Source organism: Rheinheimera aquimaris (genome assembly GCF_020531985.1).
GTDB classification, from domain to species: Bacteria; Pseudomonadota; Gammaproteobacteria; order Enterobacterales; family Alteromonadaceae; genus Alishewanella; species Alishewanella aquimaris.
This window is the reverse complement of the sequence record NZ_JAJAVQ010000004.1, coordinates 34871-56254: the sequence shown is the minus strand read 5'-3', so window position 1 is coordinate 56254 and position 21384 is coordinate 34871. Positions and strand designations below refer to the sequence as shown.

The window sequence follows — 21384 nt, the reverse complement described above, 5'->3', positions numbered from 1 at the left end:
ATTCTTGTTAAAGCGATAAATATAGGTGAATTATGGCATTTCGTGTAGTTTTGGTCTGGATAGCCTTGTTGGCTTTTCCAGCATTCGCTTCGGACAAACTGATCCAATACATTGAATATATTGGTGCTGACTACAGCGCGGCAGTGGTCGATGGCAAGATTGTAAGCTCCGCTGAATACGGTGAAATGCAGGAGTTCTCATCCTTAATAGCAGAAGAAGTTGCCACAGCCCCACAAGCATTGCAGCAACAATCTGCTCAGTTAAAACAACTCATTGCTGATAAAGCAGCAGAAAAAGATATTCAGGCCTTAACTGCCCTGATGCGTCAAAGCGTCATTGCTGCCATGCCCTCCATTCCTTTGCCTAAACAAAGCCCGGATTTAAAACGCGGTGAAGCCTTGTTTGCCACCAACTGTGCCGCTTGTCATGGCGCAACAGCTATGGGTGATGGCGCAGCTGGCGCTCAGATGGACCCTGCCCCGACTAACTTTCATGAAGTAGAACGTTATCAGGCCCGCAGTGCTTATGGTTTGTTTAATACCATTACTTTAGGTGTAGCGGACACCGGCATGGCATCCTTCGCTCATCTGGATGAACAAAGCCGCTGGGATCTGGCGTTTTATGTCGGTCATATCGCGGGAAAAGGTTTAGATACCAGTAAAGTACCAGAGGCCATGATTGAAAGCGGTGCAGTAAAAGATTTACTTACCGCGACTCCAAAGGATGTGATCAAACTCTACCCTGACTTTGGCGCAGAGCTGATGAGCCTGTTCAGAAGCCAGCCAGAGCGTTTTTTCCAGGCTCAAAGTAAAGATCCGCTAGTGATAGCACAGCTGAAATTACAACTCTCTGCTGATTTATACAGCCAAAATCCACAAGCTGCTTATGATCAAGCGGTGTCTGCTTATCTGGATGGTTTTGAACTGGTAGAAAACCCATTGGGGACAGTCAATGTTGAGCTGCGTGACCAGATTGAACACGCCATGATGGGCCTGCGCCAACTCCTGAAAGACCCGGCGCAAAAAGATGTTGTGGCACCTCGTATTGCCGAAATTCAAAGCCTGTTAAAACAAGCTCAGGCTGAGTTATCAGAAACACAATTGAGTGGCATGAGTGTATTTTTGGCTGCGCTGCTGATTTTATTACGTGAAGGTTTAGAAGCGTTATTGGTGGTAGCTGCTATTTACAGCGTCGCGGTAAAAACCGATAAACCCGCATTGCGCCACACTGTGCATATTGGCTGGGTGGGGGCTTTGGCATTAGGTGTTGTGACCTGGTTTATTTCCAGCTTTGTGATTGATATCTCAGGTGCATCCCGTGAACTGACCGAGGGTTATACCGCACTGATCGCAGCTGCTATTTTGTTCTACATGGGATTCTGGATGCACAGCAAAACCAGCGCCAAAGAGTGGAGTAACTTTATCCAGCATAAAGTACAAAATGCCGTATCAGGCGGTGCTTATTTTGGTTTAGGTTTGGTGGTATTTTTAGCGGTTTACCGTGAAGCCTTTGAAACTATTCTGTTTTATCAGGCCTTGTGGTTGCAGGGCGGAGAACAGGCACAGCAAAGCTTTATCGCTGGTATAGCTTCAGCTTTAGTGCTGCTGGCTATTTTAGGTCTGGCAGTGTTTAAGTTCGCGCTGAAGTTACCACTGAAAACCTTCTTTGGCAGCACTGCTTTGCTGATGCTGGTTCTGGCCATCGTCATGGCGGGCAAAGGTATTGCTGCATTGCAGGAGGCTGGTACTTTATCAGTTAGTCAGTTGAACCTGCCTACTATTAGCTGGTTAGGTTTCTACCCTAATACTCAGGGTGTAATTTTACAGTCAGTTTTAGTGCTGATAGCTCTGGTCTATCTGGTTCGCAGCCGCAAAGGCTAAACTCAGGGGTCAGAGTCTTGACTCTGACCCCTGCAGTTTCCAAAGCTTTAGGCAGTTTCGATCTGTGGGTCAGAGCTCTGACCCACCAATTGCCCCAGCAGCTCACAATCCATTTTTTGTTGTTCTGCGTAGTCCACACAAGCCTGTACCAGTTCATCCATCACTTTAGGCAGATAGTTCACTACGGCTTGTTCAAAGCGGAATGAGCGTCTGTCGCCTCTGCTGTGTGCTAAGGCCAAAGTTCGTCCACAGGCCTCGGCATACTCGGCCAGTTCTTCGCCTGGCGCTTTTTCAGCAAAACAGACATCTTCCGGATCGACATCCACATTGGCGTGATGCAGCGAACGCACCAAATAATGAGCACCATTCCAGTAATGTTCATCCAACACCAGATCTGGCCGGCGTTGCATTAATCTCTGACAATCCACCGTTAAATGGGCCGCATTTAAACGGTTGACCGGACTTAAATCAGGGAAGAAGTACAAAGGTGCAGCGTCACGTTGTTGTTTGGCCTCGACCACATGGCACAGCGCTAAGTCTTGTTCTGAATGGATATGTTTTGGCCCAACCAACAAATAATAGCGCTGCATATTCAACGAGCCAGTGCCAGCACCCTGGCGGGTCACTATATCCAAAATATCGTCGCTGACATAAGGCCGGAAGCCAGACTCCACCTCGTTGTAGAGCTCGGATGGTAAGCGGATGAATTTCGCAGAGTCCTGTTTAAAGCAAAGAGGCCGGGCCGACAGGTCAACACTTTTGGCTAAGGTACTTTTACGTAAAAAGTCTTCACCTTTGGCTGAGCGTTTAATTGCTTTTTTTAACACAGGTTTAAGTACATGATTTTTCGAAAAATCGTCCAGTACTGAATACCTTAATTCTGGCTCTTCCAAAATAGCCTGACATTGAGCTGTATAGGCCAGCAAAAAGGCGCACACTGCTTGCACAGCATCTTTGGCAGACACCACCTGCAGAGTATCCAGCTCCAGCTTGTTGTCATTGGCATAACGTTGCTGCTTTAAACCCTGGCAGTACTCAGCCGCTAATAAAATACTCACCGCATAACGGCTCCAATCCCAAACCGCATGACCAACACAGGCATCATCAAAATCGTTGGGGGCAAAAATCACTCTGTCCCCGGACGAGCCTTCTTCGGTAAAAAAACCGAAGTTGGATAAATGACAATCCCCTACTACTGTGGTCAGCGGGATTTTCTTCGTTAATAGCTCAGGCAACTTCAGTACTGAATTTTTGATATCCGCATAAAACAGCCCGGAACTGCCGCGTAAAAAGCGGAAGGGGTTTAATGCCATTTTCTGATGTTTGGTCAGGGCAGGATCTACGCCAGGTGTAACTGAATCTGTGCGTTTGAATTCCTGTTGTAATTGCTGAATACGTGACTCTGATTGCATAACATCCTCAATAAATTCTTGCATCTATTTATTGATAGTACGCTAGTCGGCACAAAAACAAGTGGGGTAAGCGGATTAAATGGTTGATCTTACCTTTGCATGAGAGTGAGACAGACCGGCATCTCATCGGATTATCTGGTTGATGCTTCACCTACTGCTGGTGCATGTTTCCTTCGCTAATTCCAGCAAGAACCCCACACGCCTCTACTTCCCGGTCATCGTTGCAACTCGCTCTCAGTGAAACGAGTTGTTTCTCAAGCGCTTGCAGAGCGGTTATCTGCGACCGCACATGAGAGATGTGATCATCGAGCAAGGCGTTGACGGCGGTACAAGGCTGATGAGGGTCGTCCTGATAGCTCTGTAGTTCGTGAATCTCAGCCAGTGACAGGCCCAGGATTCTGCAGCGACGGATGAAGGCCAGCCCCTCACCATGCTTCTCGGTATAGACACGGTAACCGTTGTCCTGCCGATCAGGCGGCGGCAACAAGCCCTGCTGTTCATAGAAGCGGATCGTCTGTGTTTCGACCCCTACCAACTGCGCCAACTGACCAATGCGCATCAGCCTCCTCCCCAACGGATTCTTTACTCTATTGACCTTATAGTAGCTTTATAGTTTTAAATGGTACCACAACATTGTTCAAGTGGAGTCGTATCATGAGCAAATCCTGTGGTGGCGCCTGTGGCGGTGATGCAATGTCCGCAGCGGATACCGATATACAGGCCTCCTCCGAGGCGCCAGGGAGATGGGTCAGTGTTTATGCCGTGCCGAAGATGGACTGTCCATCAGAAGAGCGAATGATTCGCCTAGCCCTGAACGGCTTTGAGGAGGTTCGGGCGCTGTCCTTCGACTTGTCGAACCGCCGGCTGAAGGTCGTGCATGACGGCGAGGTCGAGCCCGTCACCTCGAAACTGAAGACCTTGGGGCTAGGCGCCTCGCTTCAGGAAACCGTCGCTGCAAATCCGGAGACCATCAAGGCCGCCGAGTTTTCGGCAGCTTCTGCTAAGCAAGAATCCGGGACCCTGCGCTGGTTGCTCGGCATCAATGCACTTCTGTTCGTGGTGGAAATGACTGCCGGTCTGATCGCCCGGTCCACCGGCCTGATTGGAGAATCCCTGGACAATTTTGCCGATGCGGCGGTGTACGGGCTTGCCCTTTATGCGGTTGGACATAGCGTGAAAATGCAGGTACGTGCCGCGCATCTTGCTGGTGTACTGCAACTGATCTTGGCTGTGGGCGTACTCATAGAGGTGGTGAGACGCTTTGTATTCGGTAGTGAGCCTGAATCGCTGGTGATGATGGCTATCGCATTCGTCGCATTGATTGCCAATACCAGTTGTCTGCTGCTCATATCCAAACATCGGGAGGGCGGGGCGCACATGAAGGCAAGCTGGATATTCTCGGCCAACGACGTGGTGATCAACCTGGGGGTCATCACCGCCGGCGCTCTGGTCGCGTGGACCGGGTCCAATTATCCGGATCTGATTATCGGCACCATCGCGGGGGTAATTGTACTTAACGGTGCTAGACGCATTCTGGCGCTCAAGGATTAAGCAATGTCCATTTTTGGCAAACATCTGTCACCGTACGCTCTGTTGTCCATCTCCGGCCTGCTGGCAGCGTCTGATCAGGCCGTAAAATGGCTGGTGCAACAATCAATGGCATATGGCGAGTCTATTTCAGTGACCTCATTCTTTAACTGGGTACACGTATGGAATACCGGTGCCGCATTCAGTCTTTTTGCGAATGGTGGAGGCTGGCAGCGCTACTTTTTTATCGGAATCGCGGTAGTGGTCTCGATTTTTCTGATCAAGCTGATCCTTGAAAATCGTCATAAAGGAGAAGCCATCGCTTACAGTCTTATCCTCGGTGGCGCCATGGGCAACCTGATTGACCGGGTCTTTCGCGGCTATGTTGTGGATTCCTTTGATTTCTATTGGCGAGACTGGCATTGGCCGGCCTTCAACCTGGCTGATATTGCAATTGTCCTCGGTGCCTTACTTTTAGTTTCCAGCAGCTTGTTGGGTAAAAAAGCAAACACCAATGCCGAGTCGGATGGATCTGACTGACACCTACGCCTATACAATTCCGCGCCTTCCGGGGTGAAGGCGGCATCGAGCGGAATTTCTTTGCAGCATACGCAGCAGGTGGTGCAACTGGCAGTGTTCGGGGCGTTTGCGTTCATGGTGGTACTCCTCCAGATTGGTAGCGAAGCTCAAAGCTGCCCACTCTCGGCTGGCTGGGAAGCGGTCATGATCTTCCCTTGAAGGCCCGCAGCAGCCGCGTCACAGACAGGACAAACAAGCCGGTCAGCGTGAGGGCTGCAATACCCCAGTGCTCCCCGATGAACGCGCCGGCCGTCGTGCCGGCTAGCACAATGGCGAGAATCGGCAAATGGCAGGGACAGGTGAGCACGGCCAGCGCGCCCCACAAGTAGCCGGTGATCGGTTTGTGCGTCTCAGACGGCAAGTGCTCTGGGCTGTTCATGGCAGACTCTCCGCGTGCTGTGCCGGTTCGGTTGGCATGGCGGCCAGTTGCATTTCGAGGCTGGCCAGGGCCTCGCGCCGACGCTCGACGAGTTGCCGCAACACGGCAAGCTGCGCAGACGCACCGTCACCGTCCGCAGCATCCAGCGCCCGGCACAGCTGCGCCAGTGCGTCCAGGCCGATACCCGCTTCGAAGGCAGCCCGTACAAAGCGCAGCCGTTGCAACGCGGTGTCATCGAACAAGCCGTAGCCGCCCGTGGTGCACGCGACCGGCCGTAGCAATCCGCGCAGCAGGTAGTCGCGCACGATATGCACGCTCACCCCGGCATCAAGGGCCAGCCGGGACACTGTGTAGGCGCTCATTGAACACCTCCTTTTCCTCATCCGGCGCAGCACGAAAGCTGCTTCACGTCCTTGCTGAAGGTCTGCGCCGCGAGCTTCAGCCCTTCGACCATGGTCAGGTAGGGGAACAATTGGTCGGCCAGTTCCTGCACGGTCATACGGTTGCGAATGGCGAGCACCGCCGTCTGGATCAGTTCACCCGCTTCCGGGGCCACCGCTTGCACGCCGATGAGCCGTCCGCTACCTTCCTCGATGACCAGCTTGATGAAGCCGCGTGTGTCGAAGTTGGCAAGCGCACGCGGCACGTTGTCCAAGGTCAAGGTGCGACTGTCGGTCTCGATCCCGTCGTGATGTGCTTCCGCCTCGCTGTAGCCCACGGTGGCGACCTGCGGGTCGGTGAACACCACGGCCGGCATTGCGGTCAGGTCCAGGGCCGCATCGCCGCCAGTCATGTTGATCGCAGCACGGGTGCCGGCCGCTGCCGCCACATAGACGAACTGAGGCTGGTCGGTGCAGTCGCCAGCCGCATAAATGTGTGGCGTACTGGTGCGCATGCCCTTGTCGATGACGATGGCCCCCTGCGCATTGGCAGCGACTCCCGCCGCTTCCAATGCCAGGCTGCGCGTGTTCGGTGCCCTGCCAGTGGCGACCAGCAGCTGGTCGGCGCGTATTTCACCGTACCCGGTGGTCAGCACGAATTCGCCGTCAACATGCGCGACCTGGCTGGCTTGCGTGTGTTCCAATACCTTGATCCCTTCGGCACGGAACGCGGCTGTAACGGCCTCGCCAATGGCAGGGTCCTCGCTCGCAAACAACGTGCGCCGCGCCAGGATCGTGACTTCGCTGCCCAGCCGTGCAAACGCCTGCGCCAGTTCCAGCGCTACTACTGAGGCACCGATTACTGCGAGCCGTTTCGGAATGGTCTCGCTAACCAGCGCTTCGGTGGAAGTCCAATAGGGGGTTTCTGCAAGACCAGGCAACGGCGGAATGGCTGCGCTCGCGCCGGTAGCAATGAGACAGCGGTCAAACGCCACTTCGTGCCAGTCCCCTTCTGCAGCTTCCACGATAAGCGTGTGGCCATCCTTGAAACGGGCGCTGCCTCGTACCAGATTGATTGACGGATTGCTTTCGAGGATGCTTTCATATTTGGCAATTCGCAGCTCGTCCACGCGCGCCTGTTGCTGGACAAGCAAACGGTCACGCGAGACAACAGGCGGCGTCGCAGTGAGCCCCACGTCAAAAGGACTTTCACGGCGCAGATGAGCGATATGGGCTGCCCGAATCATGATCTTGGAGGGAACGCAACCCACGTTGACGCAGGTGCCGCCGATAGTCCCGCGCTCGATCAGCGTGACCCGGGCACCGTTTTCCGCCGCTTTGAGCGCAGCCGCCACAGCGGCTCCGCCGCTACCGATAACCGCCACATGTAACTGACCGGCCAGCTCCTCCACCGCGCGGTCACCGCTCAGCCACTGGGCGGCTCTGCCAAGAAGTCCTGGCCGTTCAGCACTGCGCCTTTTGCTTTCCACTTCGTCTGCAGGCTTAGCACGATAACCAAGTGCCCCCACTGCCGTCACGAGTGCCGATACGTCAAGCCTATTGCCCGTGACCTGCGCCCTGTTCGCCGGATAATCGACAGACGCTCGTATCACGCCGGGAACCGCCAGCAGCGCGTCCTCAACGTGCTTTGTGCAACTTGGGCAAGTCATGCCCGCCACGCTCAGACCAACTTCGTTTAATTCTTGCATTTTGCTCTCTCTTTCATCCGTTATGCCCAAGCCGACTCGTACAACGCCTCGGTAACTGGATCAGTTTTTCGCATCAGCGAACAGGCTCCGTACGTCATTTACAGGTTGTGCACGGAATGACTGACAGTAGAATCGCCAGAACAACATCTCTATCTGGCTCTGGCGACGCCGCCGTCATTTGATGCCTTATTTCTTCAGTTCAGAAGGGTAGCCCACGTCCGTCGTCGCCTTGATCAACTCATGCACACTGGTCTTGGTATCATCGAAGGTGACAACCGCTTCGCGTGGTTCGAAGGTAACGTCAACTTTATCAACGCCTTCAATCCTGGAAATCGCCATTTTGACGGTGATCGGGCAAGTCGCGCAGGACATTCCGGGAACGGACAACGTGACCGTCTGCGTGGCGGCCCAGGCAGGGACAGCGAAGGTAGCGGCAAGGGCAAGAGCGGTAAGCAGTTTTTTCATGATTTTTCCTCAATTAGTAGAACAGGGGCATTACATACGGGAACGTTAGTGCAACGACAACTAGCGCAGCCACAATCCAAAAGATGACTTTGTACGACGTCTTGGCTTGTGGGGCAGCGCATACATCGCCAGGCTCGCATGCTTGCGTAGTCCGGAAGATGCGGCGGTAGGCAAAGAACATTGCTATCAATGCCGCACCGAGAAAGATGGGGCGGTAAGGTTCCAATGCCGCCAAGTTACTCATCCAAGCGCCGCTGAATCCCAAGGCGATCAAAACCAGCGGCCCCAGGCAGCAGGCCGACGCAAGAATGGCGGCCAGCCCACCGGCGAAGAGCGCGCCGCGCCCGTTTTGTGGTTCAGACTTTTGTGGTTCAGACTTTTGTGGTTCAGACATACGCTTGTCCTTTCAAATTTGGTTTGGATAGCTTAAGCTTACTTCCGTAGTTATGTACGGAGTCAAGCGATATGCAAATTAATTTTGAGAATCTGACCATTGGCGTTTTTGCCAAGGCGGCCGGGGTCAATGTGGAGACCATCCGGTTCTACCAGCGCAAGGGCCTGCTGCCGGAGCCAGACAAGCCCTATGGCAGCATTCGCCGCTATGGCGAGGCGGATGTAACACGAGTGCGGTTCGTGAAATCGGCCCAGCGGCTGGGCTTTAGCCTGGACGAAATCGCCGAGCTACTGCGGCTGGAGGATGGCACCCATTGCGAGGAAGCCAGCGGCCTGGCCGAGCACAAGCTCAAGGATGTGCGCGAGAAGATGGCCGACTTGGCACGCATGGAGGCCGTGCTGTCTGAACTGGTGTGCGCCTGCCATGCGCGGAAAGGGAACGTTTCCTGCCCGCTGATTGCGTCACTGCAAGACGGAACGAAGCTCGCTGCATCGGCGCGGGGGAGTCACGGGGTGACTACGCCTTAGCGTGCTTTATTTTCCGAATTCTGAGACGACCCCCTATTGTCCATATCGGGCCTGCTGGCAGCGTCTGATCAGGCTGTAAAGTGGCTGGTGCAGCAATCAATGGCCTATGGCGAGTATGTTTCGGTGACCCCGTTCTTTAACTGGGTGCACCTATGGAACACCGGTGCCGCATTCAGTCTTTTTGCGAATGGTGGAGGCTGGCAGCGCTACTTTTTTATCGGAATCGCGGTAGTGGTCTCGATTTTTCTGATCAAGCTGATCCTTGAAAATCGTCATAAAGGAGAAGCCATCGCTTACAGTCTTATCCTCGGTGGCGCCATGGGCAACCTGATTGACCGGGTCTTTCGCGGCTATGTTGTGGATTCCTTTGATTTCTATTGGCGAGACTGGCATTGGCCGGCCTTCAACCTGGCTGATATTGCAATTGTCCTCGGTGCCTTACTTTTCGTTTCCAGCAGCCGTTGGGTGAAGCGTTAACAACCAGGCAAATAATGCCAGACTGATTGCAGCAGGTAACAGCACCCAGGCTGAAGCTCCTTTTTTCAGCCACAAGTAAGGCAAATAGCAACCGACAATTTCTGCTATTGCAGTAATGATAAATAAACCTAACGTTGTAATGACGGTCACTTCACTGCACCTTATCCGGGAATTCATCCCGACAATGTTCTTGTGTTAACTCCAGTTCTATCGTGGTATGTGCTAAATCAAACTGCTCCAATGCGTTAGCAATACGCAGCTTAATATCGGCATAATGGTTTGCAGTAAATGCCTTGCTGGCATTGGTTACCACATGTGCGGTGAGTACATGATGTTCACCATCAAGCGACCAGAGATGCAGGTGATGAATGCTGTCTAACTCATCAATTTTCAGCAAAGTATCTTGGATTTCATTTTGCAATTTGCTATCTGGCGCGGCTTGCAGAAATAAACGCGCAGTTGTGCTGAGGTTTCGTAAAACATTAACCAAAATAAATAAGGTGAAACCAATAGAAAGCAAAGGGTCAAGGATAGGCCAATCCACAAATTGCAGCACAATAGCCACAACCAAAACTGCAACCCACCCAAGAACGTCTTCAAGCAAATGCCAATTCAGCACTTTTTCATTCAGTGTATTTCCTTTGCTCAAGCGGTAAGCGGCAAAGCCATTGACTGCAACACCCAGCACAGCTAAAGCCAGCATTCCCTCTGTCACTGGCATTACCGGGTTAGCCAGCCGCGGTATTGCCTCAGTCAGTACCCAAACCGATCCGGCAATCAATACCAAGCCGTTAATTAAGGCGCCAAACAATGACAATCTGCGGTAGCCGTAAGTAAATTGTCGGTTTGCAGACTTTCGGCCAAGCCGGTTCAACAGCCATGCACTGCCAATAGATAAGCTATCACCCAGGTCATGCACTGCATCTGCCATAATTGCTGTGCTGTTGGTTAACCAACCGCCGATAAACTCAATTAGGGTAAAACCCACATTAAGAAAAAAAGCCATAGCGATCCGGTTGTCGCTGTCGTCTTTGATATGTGAATGGTTGTGCTGGTGCATTAAGACTCACCTATTTATTGCTGATAACAACTTAGTTGGTTTGACTAACGGCTTCATTCAATTGTTTTAAAATACCACAGTGCTCTACCGTGCGCTTCGAGTTGCAGCTAAGACGTAAAGCCTTTAGTTGTTTATTAAGCTGCGTTAAATCCGCTATGCGACGTTCTACCTGCTCGATATGCTGTTCAATCATCTGATTAACATCATCACACTGCGACATTGGCGAGTCATTCAAACTCAGTAACTGACGAATTTCTGCCAAACTCAGATCTAAACTCCGGCAGTGTTTAATAAATAGCAACCGCTCGATATCAGCGTGATCGTAGAGGCGGAAATTACCATCGCTACGTAATTTCGCCGCAAGAAGCTGCTCCTTTTCATAGTGACGGATGGTTTGCACAGAACAGCCAGAGATTTTTGCCAGCTCTCCAATCTTGATCATCTCGATACTGCCTATTGACTCTATAGTAACTACAGAGTTTAAACTAGGTTTCATATCAACCCAAGGTTTATCGGTTATGAATGCAAAATGCTGTTCCAATGATAAGTGTAGCGAAACGGGCAACAGTGAAAATAGCGCCGTTGATGCACCTGATAAGCATGCAAAATATGCCTACCTTAGTGAATTTAGGGTGCCTAAAATGGACTGCCCTGCCGAAGAGCGTTTGATCCGTATGGCGCTGGAAACAGTTGAGCCCGGTGTTCTGTTACAGTTTGATATCCGACAAAGGCAGGTTCGCGTTTTTCACACGGTGAATGCCAATGAAATTACAACAAAAATGCACAGCTTAGGGCTGGGCGCATCGCTGACAAAGACCGGGCCGGTGAAACCCGAAGAGGTAACGCAGGCCAGACAATCCACAGCATCAGGTTCGCTGCGTGAGGAGTTAATTTTAAAATGGTTGCTGGGCATTAACGCGGTGATGTTTGCAGTAGAGTTTGTGACCGGTTGGCTGGCTCAATCAACCGGGTTAATAGCCGACTCTTTGGATATGTTTGCCGATGCAGCGGTATACGGGGTTGCGCTATACGCAGTCGGGCGTAGTAGCAAGGTTCAATTAAACGCCGCACAGCTTGCCGGCTGGCTGCAATTAATTTTAGCTTTTGGGGTGATCAGTGAGGTGATACGGCGCTACCTGTTTGGTAACGAGCCAGTGTCGACGTTGATGTTAATTATGGGCGCTATTGCTTTGGTTGCTAATGTGATCTGTCTTTCGTTAATTCATCAACAAAAAGAAAGCGGCGCGCATATGAAAGCCAGTTGGATTTTTTCTGCAAATGACGTTATCGCAAATGCAGGGGTGATTTTGGCCGGATTATTAGTCACCTGGACCGGGTCACGCTATCCGGATCTGGTAATAGGGTTCATCATTGGATTAGTTGTACTCAATGGTGCGCGCAGGATTTTACAGCTAAAAGCGTAGCTTGTTGTTAAGTCGCAATAGCGCTACCATAGCGCTAACTTACTGAGGGATTTATGTTAGGTCGTACATCAGGCTTATTATTACTGTTGCTGACTATGCTGAATCATGCCGTGATGGCCTGTGATGCGTTAGTTATGCATTTGCCCGATCATGCCCATACCTACACTGACCTGCAACATGAACACTGCCACTCAGATACCCTTTTCGACGTAAGCAGTGAGCAAGTCACTGCACATAACGTTGCACATAACTCTGAGCATGATACCGACGAACACAGTAATCATGCTCATGTCACCTGCTATATCGCTTTTTTTCAGGGCATGGAGGTGCTTAACTTCCGTGACAGCGTTATAGCCGCTACCCAACCAGGGTTAAACCTCATTAGCTATCGCCCACCGGTGCCGCCGCCAAATATCTGATCCTGCTTGTTTATCCTTTTTATTAACGATTAACTTTCAGGAGCATACCCATGCGTATGACACTAATGCTGCCAGCAATACTGGCGGCGGTATTTTGCGCGCTTCCGCTATGTGCCGAGCCGCAAGCACTGACATTACAACAGGCAATAGATAAAACACTGCAACACAACCCGCAGCTGCATCAGTTTAAATTTACCCAACAGCGACTGCTGGCAGAGCGTGATGTGCAAAGCCTTAAACCCGGTTATCAACTCGGTGTAGAGCTTGAGAATGTTGCGGGCACCGGAGAGGCCAGAGGGCTGGCCGGTGCTGAGCTGACAGTCGCCTTATCTTCCGTGATAGAGCTGGATAACAAAGCTCAGTGGCGCGCTGCGGTAGTAGACGCCAGGCTCAATACTCTTGATTGGCAGCAACAAGCGCAAACCCTGGATGTGCTGGCCGAACTTACCCGCAATTATATTAATCTATTGGCCAGCCAGCAGGAATTGACACTGACAGAAGAGGCCGTAGAGCTCTCAGAAGCCCTGCTGCAAAGCGCAGAAAAACGTGCCGCCAGCGGTGCCTTGTCAGATGCTGAAATCATGCGGGCAAAGGCGCAACTGGCGCAGGTTCAGATCGGGCGGGACGCCCTGTTGCAGCGCATTGAGCGGCAAAAAATAGCCATAGCACGTTTTTGGGGTGATACCAGCGCCAACTTTAACGTTGTGGCAGGTAATTTGTTTGCTTTTGGTCAAAGCCGCCCTTTTGCCGAGCTGTATCAGCGGCTGCAACAATCGCCGGCGTTAACCATTTTTGCCTCTGAACGTCGGTTAAAAGACGCTGAAGTGCGACTGGCACAAAGCCAGAATCGCGCCGATCTGAGTTGGCAGGTAGGGGTAAGACGCTATCAGGCCAGTGATGATACAGGCCTTACCTTTGGTATCTCAGTGCCGTTATTTGCTGAACGTCGCAATAGTGCAGCCATCGAAGCTGCGCTGGCAGAGCGAAACAATGTCGAGTATCGACAGCAGGATAGCTTACTGATCCTGCATGAACGCTTGTTTGATGCGTACTCGCAACGACAGCAATTTATTACCAGTCACCAACAGTTGGCGCAGTACGTGATCCCCAACCTGGAACAAGCGCTGGATCTTACGCGTGATGCATACCAGCGCGGGCGCTCAAATTATCAAGATTGGCTTAATGCCCAGCAAGAATTGTTGCAGGCAAAAAGACACTTACTGGAAACCGCCACTGCGGTGCTATTGAGCCAGGCGACGATTGAACAGCTTACCGCCGAGCCGGTAACGCAGTAACTGACAAGATTATTGCCCCGGTGCCGCACTTCATTAACTGTGCGACGTGGCAAACAGAATATACAGGAAGATAGCATTATGAAGTCACATCTAACACTGGCAATGTTTATTGCAGCCTGGCTGATGCCGATGCAAGTAATGGCTGCCAATGAGCAAGAACATGCGCATGTCCATGCCAAAGAGCAAGCGGTAAAACCGCAATCTGACGCTAAGAAAAATGAAGAGCACGAAAAACACGGCGAGAACGAAGAACATGAAGAACATGAAGAACACAATGAGCATGAAGGGCACGACGAAAACGACGAGCATGAACACAATGAAACCCTAAGCAGCCGCATTAGTGATGATATGGCTACGGCGGTAAATATTGTCACTGATCGTGCTGACAGCCAGTTATTACGCCAACATCAGGTTGTTTATGGCAAGCTTAGCGCTGATCCAAACCGCATCAGCCATGTTAATGCCCGTTTTCCCGGTCTTCTTACCTCGGTGAAATTCTCACTGGGTGACAGCGTAAAAGCAGGCGATGTGCTGGCCGTTGTCGAGTCAAATGAGAGCTTAAATACCTATGCCATTAAAGCGCCAATTGACGGCGTTGTTATTCAGCGCAGCGCCAATGTTGGTGAAGTCGCACAGCAGCAGACGCTGTTTAACATTGCTGATTTTGGCAGCCTGTGGGCAGATTTTCGGCTGTACCCGTCACAACAAGATGCTGTCGCGACAGGGCAAAACGTGGTCATTATGGCCGCTGACACTGAGATTAACGGCGTAATTGCGCATATCATCCCGTCATTAACCCAGCCCTACCAGCTGGCCAGAGTTAAGCTGGATAACCGTGACGGTAAACTGTCGTCCGGGCAATTGATCGAGGGTGCTGTAATAAGCGGTGAATTCAACGTTGAGCTTGCCGTTAAAAAATCGGCCATTCAAACACTGGACAATCAAAGCGGTGTCTTCGTGAAAAATAATAGCGAATATGTCTTTACCCCATTGCAGCTTGGCCGTAGCGACATGGATTATGTCGAAGTGATTGCCGGTTTAAAGCCCGGCCAGTTGTATGTCACTACAAACAGCTATCTGTTAAAAGCGGATATTGAAAAATCTGAAGCCGAGCATGATCATTAAGGGGGCACTATGATTGAATCCATGTTGCGCCTGGCTATTGCGAGGCGGTATCTATTTTTAATGCTGACACTGTTGATTATTGCCATTGGTAGCTGGAGCTACCAACAGTTACCGATTGATGCAGTGCCGGATATTACTAACGTTCAGGTACAAATAAACACGGCGGCACCGGGTTATTCGCCACTTGAAGCAGAGCAGCGTATTACCTATCCGGTAGAAACTGCCCTGTATGGCTTACCCAATTTAAGTTATACCCGCTCTTTGTCTCGTTATGGCTTGTCACAGGTAACGGTGGTATTTGAAGAAGGCACGGACATCTACTTTGCCCGCAATCTAATCAACACCCGGTTGGGCGCTATCAAGGATATGTTGCCTGAGGGCATAGAGCCTGAAATGGGCCCTATTTCAACCGGGCTTGGTGAAATCTTTATGTATACGGTGCAGGCCAAACCGGGTGCACTGCAACAAAATGGTTCACCTTACGATGCCATGGCACTGCGGGAAATTCAGGACTGGATAATAAAACCTCAGCTGGCACAAGTTAAAGGTGTGGTGGAAGTAAACAGTATTGGCGGCTATAACAAGCAATACCATGTGTTACCCGACCCACTGAAACTGCTTAATTATGGCCTGAGTATTAAGGATGTTGAACTGGCCCTGCAAGCCAACAATGACAACAGAGGCGCTGGTTATATTGAACGTGAAGGCATGCAACTGCTGGTACGCTCGCCCGGTCAGTTAACCTCACTGGATGACATTGCTAATGTCATTATTACGCAATACGACACAATACCGGTAAAGCTGAGTGACGTTGCCGACGTTGCCATTGGCAAAGAGCTGCGAACCGGTGCGGCAACTCAGGATGGCAAAGAAGCTGTGCTGGGTACAGCCATGATGTTAATTGGTGAAAACTCACGCACAGTGGCACGCGATGTCGCGCAAAAGCTGGAGCAGATCAAAAGCTCTCTGCCAGAGGGTATTATTGCTGAAGCCGTATATGATCGCACCACCTTAGTGGATAAAGCCATTGCAACCGTCAGTAAAAACCTGCTGGAAGGCGCATTATTGGTGATCGTAGTGTTGTTTATCCTGCTGGGTAACCTGCGGGCAGCGTTAATCACTGCGGCAGTGATCCCGCTATCAATGCTGATGACCATTACCGGCATGGTACAAGCCGGCGTTTCTGCCAACCTGATGAGCCTGGGTGCGCTGGATTTTGGCTTAATTGTTGATGGCACGGTGATTATTGTCGAAAATGCGGTTCGCCGCCTGGCACAGGCACAACACAACGGCAGTATCCAACCGCTGAGAGAGCGCTTAAATACAGTGTATCTGGCAACAGCAGAGGTTATCCGGCCCAGTTTGTTCGGTGTGGCCATCATTACCATAGTGTATATCCCTATTTTTTCGCTGACCGGTGTCGAAGGTAAAATGTTTCATCCTATGGCAGCGACTGTCGTTATTGCGCTGTTATCCGCCATGGTGTTGTCACTGACGATTGTACCAGCCGCTGTGGCGGTGTTCTTAAATGGTAAAATCAGTGAAAAAGAAAGTGCGGTCATAAGAGGCGCTAAAACCCTGTACGCACCGCTATTAGCGCTGGCACTCAAATTTCGCTGGCTGGTGATTGGTTTGGCCAGTGCTCTGGTTGGTGTGTGTCTGTGGTTGGCGACCACGTTGGGGGCAGAGTTTGTGCCTCAGCTTGATGAGGGCGATATCGCTTTACACGCCATGCGTATTCCGGGCACCGGCTTAGAACAAGCCGTTGCAATGCAGGAAATTCTGGAGCAGAAGATCAAAACCTTTGCTGAGGTTGATAAAGTGTTTGCCAGAATTGGTACGGCAGAAGTGGCGACCGATCCGATGCCACCCAATGTGGCTGACAACTTTGTGATATTAAAACCGCGCAGTGAATGGCCCAATCCGGATAAAACCAAAGCCCAATTGGTCGCTGAAATGGAGGCTGCTTTGGCGACATTGCCGGGCAATAACTATGAATTTACCCAACCTATTCAGATGCGTTTTAATGAACTGATTTCCGGTGTACGGGCAGATCTGGGTATTAAGGTATTTGGTGATGATTTAGATCAGCTGGTTACAAGCGCTAATCAAATTCTGCAAGCGGTCAACAAGGTGCAAGGTGCTGCGGATACTAAAGTGGAACAAGTCACTGGTTTGCCAACCTTGTCGGTGATCCCCAATCGAACCGCGCTTGCCCGTTACGGCTTAAATGTGGTTGAACTACAGGACTGGGTAGCAGCGGCAATTGGTGGTACGTCGGCCGGTATTCTGTATGAAGGTGACAGACGCTTTGAGCTGATAGTGCGCTTGCCGGAAACCCTGCGTCGCGATCTGGACAAACTGGCAGTGTTGCCGGTGCCATTGCCAAATGGGGACTTTGTGCCGTTGCAGGAAGTGGCTACCTTAGATTTATCGCCTGCGCCGGCACAAATTAGTCGTGAAAATGGCAAACGCCGGGTAGTGGTAACCGCGAATGTGCGCGGGCGAGACCTTGGTAGTTTTGTAGAAGAGGTAAAGGCCCAAATCAACCGTGACGTTACATTACCAGCCGGTTACTGGCTGGACTATGGTGGTACTTTTGAGCAGCTGGAGTCCGCCAGTCAGCGCCTTAGCATTGTGGTGCCTGTTACGTTGCTGCTGATTTTAGGTATTCTGGTGATGGCTTTTGCGTCATTTAAAGATGCGTTGATTATCTTCAGCGGTGTGCCGTTGGCGCTCACCGGTGGTGTGTTGGCCTTGTATTTGAGGGGTATGCCTTTATCAATCTCTGCTGGCATTGGCTTTATCGCCTTATCAGGCGTAGCGGTGTTGAACGGTCTGGTGATGCTGAGCTTTATTCGCGATCTCTGGCGTGAGAAAGGTGACTTGCTGTTAGCGATAACGGAAGGCGCGCTTACCCGGTTGCGCCCTGTGCTAATGACCGCTTTGGTCGCGAGCCTCGGTTTTGTGCCGATGGCGATTAATATTGGCACCGGTGCTGAAGTGCAGCGCCCGCTGGCGACAGTGGTGATTGGCGGTATTATTTCGTCAACCTTGCTGACATTGTTGGTATTGCCCGTGTTATATCATTGGGTGCACAAAAACGATAACCGCAAACAGCAAACGGAATAATCATTAACCTGCTTCGCTGCAGCATTGGGCTGCAGCGAAGAACGTTTTGGCAATAGTATGGGTGTTTATGCTAATACGATTAAAACGATAACCGCGTAAATAGTCAGGCGTATTAAGACGTCCCGCCAAATGGGGCTGTCAGCTAGCAAGGGTTGCAAGTCAGCTGGCAAGGGCACTGGCTTTAAAGCAGAGATATTCGCGCCTCCAGGATTTCCCCTTGGAACCCAACCAAATATAAAACCCGGAACCGTTGCTATCAAACGGACGATCTGACCAATAACCTCGCGATTATCATTGCGTTTAAGCCCAATTCGTAACATCTGCCAGTGCGTCGCTATGTGCGGTATAAAATATCTCTGCCCTAAAATATGCGCTCTTTCAAGAGACTTAAACGCATTGTCTAAATCATTGACTTGTTCAGCCTCCATGGCTGAGCGCATACTGATTTGGTACTCATGTTTAATTTTTTTATTCATTTACTATCACTAAGATAATGAGTCTGCGAAAGAAAAGAGCAATCCTCGATCGCTAAATAAGAGACGCGAAGCATATCACTGATTATTAAATTAAAGCTTAACTTAAGTGTACTCTTTAGAGACTACATACATTAGATAATGATAAGACATAGATTCTATTCTGCACTTTAATGTGCATTAAAGTGCAGTTTTTTAACTAGAACAGTGACAAAGTGCATGCCTTGTCACTAACATAGTGAATTCTTGATAATCTGTCACTACATTAGCTAAATTTTACACTTATGCAACACTGTTGAGTTGTGTGCGCTTCTTTATGCTGAGTCTGAACAAAGCCAGTTCATGTAAATAGCAACGTATTACAAGGATGGATATTTGGGGGTATTGCAGGAAAGCTGGTGCCCGGCTCAGCTAGGCACCAGAACAGAGTTACTTCTTGGATAAGATCTCTTCACCATTAGCAGCAGCCCATTCGTTCCAGGCATCAACTTTGGCGTTGTAGTTTTCAAGTGCTTGCGCTGTTGCTTCAGCAACTAATGCATCGACTTGTTTAACATGCTTCTTATCAACCTTAGATACGGAAATTACGTCGATACCTTTGTCCTGAAGCCCCTTCTTCATAGTATGAGTTCGAAGTAGGTGTAACTTACCGTCTTCTACATAGAAGTACTGCTTATCTTTGTTGATGGTTTTGAATTTTGGCTTCGTCGGCCGCTTAGCATTTGATGATGCTCCGTCATCACTTGCGGCTGATGCGACTTCACTACTGATTTTGTAGCCTAACTGCTCTAACGTGAATCCCTGAGATTTAGCCAACTGCTCTATCTGACTTATTACTTCAGATTCTTTTTCACGTTCAGCAATAACTGCGTTTAACGTTGAAACTACTTCCTGCAGTTTTACAAGCGACAATTCCTTTGCTGCTTTTTTTAACTCGCGCTTGTCTAACAGAATCGACATTATATTGTCCTCTGGAATTTTAAGGGGGGTACTAACTTACTTCCTGCCATAAACTCTCATACGCAGAGAGAAAAAGTCCCCAGTGAAAATAACTGAGGACTAAAATTGCCAGCCTATCTTGCCATAGGCTAAGCAGAACTTCCTGCTTAAAGTTCTGCTTTGTAGAGTATCAGATTTCTCGGTCGATGTAGTCTGAATTCAAGTTGATACGTTACTATGCTGATACGAAACGTATCATCTTTTATTTATTCTTTCCCTGATTTACTTTCAGAATGATGCCATTCACAACATGAGTTAAACCGAATGCCTGTTTTATATTGAGGCGGTCTGTGTACACCATGTGTTCGCCGCTTTCTTCATCAATGACCGATTCATAGTAAATTGGGTAGTCTAATTGATCTCCGAACCTAACAATGGCTTCACATGTATATCGCTTGAGCTGCTTATCATAGTCAGTAGTTCTAACATTAATGACTTGTATGTACTTATTTAAATCTCTATCACTTAGTACTTCATGGCTAGCATTAAGCATGTCCCTAATCAGCAAATTTAATAATATTTCTTTTGATGCACCGCTTGAGCATTTTGGCACTGAACCAAAACATCCAGTTAAAAGCGATACTGACAACAACAAACAAGCTAGCTTTCCCATACATTACTCCAGTTAATAAAAAATTAATTTTGATAGCTAGTTAGCATTCACGATTTAGATTTCAGCCCGCTCTGCTGATAAATATTCTTAGATCAGCTCTGATATCCAATAAATGAACCCGATGAATGCCAGCCATGCCAGCGTGATTGTTACGGGACTCCCCATCCATTTCGGTAGCCCAGGCCAAAAGGTTTCGTTTATGATCTTGTATCGGAAATAGTCGTAGATGTAGAGCTGTGCCACGATCACCATAGCAATCAAGCTGCTAATAAAGGGTTTAAATTCATACCCCATTAGCGTCATACAAATGGCAACAATAGTTGAAACAACCGTACTCAATAGAGTTAAGAACAACCCTTTCCTAAACATGCCTTTGAACAGATACAACAAAGGGCCAATTACTAAACCGATTAACATCGAGAACCACTGAAACGTGAGTTTTTTTGAATCCGATTTGGGTAGCTTGGTGATGCCATGCACAAAGTAGTCTTTGAACCCCATCTCAGCTGCACCGCTGTCTTGTAAGAGCTTAAATCGCTCCTTCCACCAAGGGATCAGATCCAAAGTTTCCAGTTCCACTGGTGAAACTGCTGCGTTGTTTTGGAGCTCAGGCATTTTTGGTAAAGCCGTCACTGGCTCTGGGTGAGTGTCAGTAAACTGAGTGCTTACAGCGCCATCTTGCAGCAAAGAGCCACAGTGTTTACACAGTACTTTGTTGCTGACAGTTACCCGGTAGTCATCGGCCTCGCTCTTAACGTGAGATGCTGAATTAACGACGGTCTCTTGATACGTTACGTCTTCTTGCAGTGATTTTTCTCGAATGACTTTTGTTAATATTCCGGCCTGCTCCAGCTTTGCATGAAGCTCGTTCGCTTGTTGCTGGTTTAGATTATTTCGTAGTGAATACGTGCGCCCTGAGAACAACTTATCTCTGTTACTTTCTGATATCTTTAAGAATTTGCAGAGAAACGTGCCAATAAGCTGCTTGTCCTTCCCTTCTTTAACTTGCCCATCAAAGATCAACTTATACCGCTCCATGCACTCACTCATCATGTAGGAATATATGCCTAGGAATATAAACTATAGACCGCTAGAGGGCAAATCATCATAGTCGC

At 49.8% G+C, this 21384-nt stretch carries 23 protein-coding genes and 2 pseudogenes; 10 read left to right on the top strand and 15 right to left on the bottom strand.

Features of this window, described 5'->3' with window-relative positions; all coding sequences use genetic code 11:
• Nucleotides 1-32: 32 nt before the first annotated feature.
• Entirely contained in the window at nt 33-1880 is a 1848-nt protein-coding gene (locus LHL18_RS12810) for a cytochrome c/FTR1 family iron permease (protein ID WP_134057849.1), read from the top strand.
• Between the two features lie 47 nt (nt 1881-1927).
• Here the strand turns inward: LHL18_RS12810 and LHL18_RS12805 are convergent, their stop codons facing one another.
• Both LHL18_RS12805 and cadR (LHL18_RS12800) read right to left on the bottom strand, forming a co-directional pair.
• Nucleotides 1928-3292 carry a DUF2252 family protein gene (locus LHL18_RS12805; RefSeq protein WP_226767360.1) on the bottom strand — a complete coding sequence of 455 codons (1365 nt, stop codon included), beginning with the start codon at nt 3290-3292 and terminating at the stop codon, nt 1928-1930.
• 151 nt (nt 3293-3443) lie between these two features.
• Complete coding sequence (gene cadR, locus LHL18_RS12800) at nt 3444-3851, bottom strand: Cd(II)/Pb(II)-responsive transcriptional regulator (protein WP_004364961.1); 408 nt, start codon at nt 3849-3851, stop codon at nt 3444-3446.
• 95 nt (nt 3852-3946) lie between these two features.
• Between cadR (LHL18_RS12800) and LHL18_RS12795 the strand changes: the two genes are divergently transcribed.
• Together LHL18_RS12795 and lspA (LHL18_RS12790) are read left to right on the top strand one after the other, a co-directional pair.
• Complete coding sequence (locus LHL18_RS12795; protein ID WP_115134376.1) at nt 3947-4843, top strand: cation transporter; 897 nt, start codon at nt 3947-3949, stop codon at nt 4841-4843.
• A gap of 3 nt (nt 4844-4846) precedes the next feature.
• Nucleotides 4847-5359, top strand: a complete 513-nt coding sequence (gene lspA / locus LHL18_RS12790; protein ID WP_004813174.1) for a signal peptidase II — start codon at nt 4847-4849, stop codon at nt 5357-5359.
• Between the two features lie 11 nt (nt 5360-5370).
• Here lspA (LHL18_RS12790) and LHL18_RS12785 read toward each other — a convergent pair.
• The 6 genes and pseudogenes from LHL18_RS12785 to merT all read right to left on the bottom strand — a co-directional run.
• Nucleotides 5371-5475, bottom strand: a pseudogene (locus LHL18_RS12785) (DUF3330 domain-containing protein); the annotation flags it as partial.
• Nucleotides 5476-5540: 65 nt separating this feature from the next.
• The gene (gene merE / locus LHL18_RS12780; RefSeq protein WP_001087807.1) at nt 5541-5777 is read right to left on the bottom strand and encodes a broad-spectrum mercury transporter MerE; all 237 of its coding nucleotides are present in this window, start codon (nt 5775-5777) and stop codon (nt 5541-5543) included.
• Complete coding sequence (merD, locus tag LHL18_RS12775; protein ID WP_226767359.1) at nt 5774-6139, bottom strand: mercury resistance co-regulator MerD; 366 nt, start codon at nt 6137-6139, stop codon at nt 5774-5776. Before merD ends, merE begins: the two co-directional genes overlap by 4 nt.
• Before the next feature lie 17 nt (nt 6140-6156).
• Nucleotides 6157-7866, bottom strand: coding sequence for a mercury(II) reductase (gene merA, locus LHL18_RS12770; RefSeq protein WP_001157002.1), 1710 nt, complete (start codon nt 7864-7866; stop codon nt 6157-6159).
• 186 nt (nt 7867-8052) lie between these two features.
• Nucleotides 8053-8331: a mercury resistance system periplasmic binding protein MerP gene (gene merP / locus LHL18_RS12765; protein ID WP_008950835.1), complete on the bottom strand. Its 279-nt coding sequence runs from the start codon at nt 8329-8331 to the stop codon at nt 8053-8055.
• Between the two features lie 13 nt (nt 8332-8344).
• On the bottom strand, nt 8345-8725 hold the full coding sequence (merT, locus tag LHL18_RS12760) for a mercuric ion transporter MerT (RefSeq protein ID WP_001294655.1): 381 nt from the start codon (nt 8723-8725) through the stop codon (nt 8345-8347).
• A 71-nt stretch (nt 8726-8796) separates the two neighbouring features.
• On the opposite strand from merT, the gene merR reads away from it, so the two are divergent.
• Nucleotides 8797-9252 carry an Hg(II)-responsive transcriptional regulator gene (gene merR, locus LHL18_RS12755; RefSeq protein ID WP_001166628.1) on the top strand — a complete coding sequence of 152 codons (456 nt, stop codon included), beginning with the start codon at nt 8797-8799 and terminating at the stop codon, nt 9250-9252.
• A 36-nt stretch (nt 9253-9288) separates the two neighbouring features.
• Nucleotides 9289-9729, top strand: a complete 441-nt coding sequence (gene lspA / locus LHL18_RS12750) for a signal peptidase II (RefSeq protein WP_226767358.1) — start codon at nt 9289-9291, stop codon at nt 9727-9729.
• On the opposite strand, the pseudogene LHL18_RS12745 reads toward lspA (LHL18_RS12750), so the two are convergent.
• The 3 genes and pseudogenes from LHL18_RS12745 to cadR (LHL18_RS12735) form a co-directional block, all read right to left on the bottom strand.
• A pseudogene (locus LHL18_RS12745) lies at nt 9703-9906 on the bottom strand (hypothetical protein); the annotation flags it as partial. The gene lspA (LHL18_RS12750) and the pseudogene LHL18_RS12745 sit on opposite strands and share 27 nt — an antisense overlap.
• Nucleotides 9881-10789: a cation diffusion facilitator family transporter gene (locus tag LHL18_RS12740; protein WP_126824463.1), complete on the bottom strand. Its 909-nt coding sequence runs from the start codon at nt 10787-10789 to the stop codon at nt 9881-9883. The pseudogene LHL18_RS12745 and the gene LHL18_RS12740, both read right to left, overlap by 26 nt.
• A gap of 31 nt (nt 10790-10820) precedes the next feature.
• Complete coding sequence (gene cadR, locus LHL18_RS12735) at nt 10821-11285, bottom strand: Cd(II)/Pb(II)-responsive transcriptional regulator (protein ID WP_011788525.1); 465 nt, start codon at nt 11283-11285, stop codon at nt 10821-10823.
• Nucleotides 11286-11430: 145 nt separating this feature from the next.
• On the opposite strand from cadR (LHL18_RS12735), the gene LHL18_RS12730 reads away from it, so the two are divergent.
• The 5 genes from LHL18_RS12730 to LHL18_RS12710 all read left to right on the top strand — a co-directional run bounded on the left by LHL18_RS12730 (nt 11431) and on the right by LHL18_RS12710 (nt 18184).
• Entirely contained in the window at nt 11431-12213 is a 783-nt protein-coding gene (locus LHL18_RS12730) for a cation transporter (RefSeq protein ID WP_226767357.1), read from the top strand.
• A gap of 53 nt (nt 12214-12266) precedes the next feature.
• Nucleotides 12267-12632: a cobalt transporter gene (locus tag LHL18_RS12725; protein WP_126824469.1), complete on the top strand. Its 366-nt coding sequence runs from the start codon at nt 12267-12269 to the stop codon at nt 12630-12632.
• A 50-nt stretch (nt 12633-12682) separates the two neighbouring features.
• Entirely contained in the window at nt 12683-13927 is a 1245-nt protein-coding gene (locus LHL18_RS12720) for a TolC family protein (protein WP_226767356.1), read from the top strand.
• Nucleotides 13928-14005: 78 nt separating this feature from the next.
• On the top strand, nt 14006-15052 hold the full coding sequence (locus tag LHL18_RS12715; protein ID WP_226767355.1) for an efflux RND transporter periplasmic adaptor subunit: 1047 nt from the start codon (nt 14006-14008) through the stop codon (nt 15050-15052).
• 9 nt (nt 15053-15061) lie between these two features.
• Complete coding sequence (locus LHL18_RS12710) at nt 15062-18184, top strand: efflux RND transporter permease subunit (RefSeq protein ID WP_226767354.1); 3123 nt, start codon at nt 15062-15064, stop codon at nt 18182-18184.
• Between the two features lie 65 nt (nt 18185-18249).
• Here LHL18_RS12710 and LHL18_RS12705 read toward each other — a convergent pair whose 3' ends face one another.
• From LHL18_RS12705 to LHL18_RS12690, 4 genes are all read right to left on the bottom strand, one after another.
• Complete coding sequence (locus LHL18_RS12705; protein WP_008985542.1) at nt 18250-18660, bottom strand: DUF3703 domain-containing protein; 411 nt, start codon at nt 18658-18660, stop codon at nt 18250-18252.
• Between the two features lie 426 nt (nt 18661-19086).
• Nucleotides 19087-19617: an H-NS family histone-like protein gene (locus LHL18_RS12700; RefSeq protein ID WP_226767353.1), complete on the bottom strand. Its 531-nt coding sequence runs from the start codon at nt 19615-19617 to the stop codon at nt 19087-19089.
• A 241-nt stretch (nt 19618-19858) separates the two neighbouring features.
• A complete protein-coding gene (locus LHL18_RS12695; protein ID WP_226767352.1) occupies nt 19859-20269 on the bottom strand; it encodes a hypothetical protein in 411 nt (136 codons plus the stop codon).
• Nucleotides 20270-20356: 87 nt separating this feature from the next.
• Nucleotides 20357-21307 carry a hypothetical protein gene (locus LHL18_RS12690; RefSeq protein WP_226767351.1) on the bottom strand — a complete coding sequence of 317 codons (951 nt, stop codon included), beginning with the start codon at nt 21305-21307 and terminating at the stop codon, nt 20357-20359.
• Nucleotides 21308-21384 lie beyond the last annotated feature (77 nt).

What these genes read in the sequence shown, in the direction of transcription:
- merT (WP_001294655.1), bottom strand. Translation starts at nt 8,725, where the DNA reads ATGTCTGAACCACAAAAGTCTGAACCACAAAAGTCTGAACCACAAAAC.
- LHL18_RS12715 (WP_226767355.1), top strand. Translation starts at nt 14,006, where the DNA reads ATGAAGTCACATCTAACACTGGCAATGTTTATTGCAGCCTGGCTGATG.
- lspA (WP_004813174.1), top strand. Translation starts at nt 4,847, where the DNA reads ATGTCCATTTTTGGCAAACATCTGTCACCGTACGCTCTGTTGTCCATC.
- LHL18_RS12690 (WP_226767351.1), bottom strand. Translation starts at nt 21,307, where the DNA reads ATGGAGCGGTATAAGTTGATCTTTGATGGGCAAGTTAAAGAAGGGAAG.
- merE (WP_001087807.1), bottom strand. Translation starts at nt 5,777, where the DNA reads ATGAACAGCCCAGAGCACTTGCCGTCTGAGACGCACAAACCGATCACC.
- LHL18_RS12695 (WP_226767352.1), bottom strand. Translation starts at nt 20,269, where the DNA reads ATGGGAAAGCTAGCTTGTTTGTTGTTGTCAGTATCGCTTTTAACTGGA.
- LHL18_RS12740 (WP_126824463.1), bottom strand. Translation starts at nt 10,789, where the DNA reads ATGCACCAGCACAACCATTCACATATCAAAGACGACAGCGACAACCGG.
- merR (WP_001166628.1), top strand. Translation starts at nt 8,797, where the DNA reads ATGCAAATTAATTTTGAGAATCTGACCATTGGCGTTTTTGCCAAGGCG.
- cadR (WP_011788525.1), bottom strand. Translation starts at nt 11,285, where the DNA reads ATGAAACCTAGTTTAAACTCTGTAGTTACTATAGAGTCAATAGGCAGT.
- merD (WP_226767359.1), bottom strand. Translation starts at nt 6,139, where the DNA reads ATGAGCGCCTACACAGTGTCCCGGCTGGCCCTTGATGCCGGGGTGAGC.
- LHL18_RS12700 (WP_226767353.1), bottom strand. Translation starts at nt 19,617, where the DNA reads ATGTCGATTCTGTTAGACAAGCGCGAGTTAAAAAAAGCAGCAAAGGAA.
- merA (WP_001157002.1), bottom strand. Translation starts at nt 7,866, where the DNA reads ATGCAAGAATTAAACGAAGTTGGTCTGAGCGTGGCGGGCATGACTTGC.
- merP (WP_008950835.1), bottom strand. Translation starts at nt 8,331, where the DNA reads ATGAAAAAACTGCTTACCGCTCTTGCCCTTGCCGCTACCTTCGCTGTC.
- LHL18_RS12810 (WP_134057849.1), top strand. Translation starts at nt 33, where the DNA reads ATGGCATTTCGTGTAGTTTTGGTCTGGATAGCCTTGTTGGCTTTTCCA.
- LHL18_RS12725 (WP_126824469.1), top strand. Translation starts at nt 12,267, where the DNA reads ATGTTAGGTCGTACATCAGGCTTATTATTACTGTTGCTGACTATGCTG.
- LHL18_RS12805 (WP_226767360.1), bottom strand. Translation starts at nt 3,292, where the DNA reads ATGCAATCAGAGTCACGTATTCAGCAATTACAACAGGAATTCAAACGC.
- LHL18_RS12705 (WP_008985542.1), bottom strand. Translation starts at nt 18,660, where the DNA reads ATGAATAAAAAAATTAAACATGAGTACCAAATCAGTATGCGCTCAGCC.
- LHL18_RS12720 (WP_226767356.1), top strand. Translation starts at nt 12,683, where the DNA reads ATGCGTATGACACTAATGCTGCCAGCAATACTGGCGGCGGTATTTTGC.
- LHL18_RS12795 (WP_115134376.1), top strand. Translation starts at nt 3,947, where the DNA reads ATGAGCAAATCCTGTGGTGGCGCCTGTGGCGGTGATGCAATGTCCGCA.
- LHL18_RS12730 (WP_226767357.1), top strand. Translation starts at nt 11,431, where the DNA reads ATGGACTGCCCTGCCGAAGAGCGTTTGATCCGTATGGCGCTGGAAACA.
- LHL18_RS12710 (WP_226767354.1), top strand. Translation starts at nt 15,062, where the DNA reads ATGATTGAATCCATGTTGCGCCTGGCTATTGCGAGGCGGTATCTATTT.
- cadR (WP_004364961.1), bottom strand. Translation starts at nt 3,851, where the DNA reads ATGCGCATTGGTCAGTTGGCGCAGTTGGTAGGGGTCGAAACACAGACG.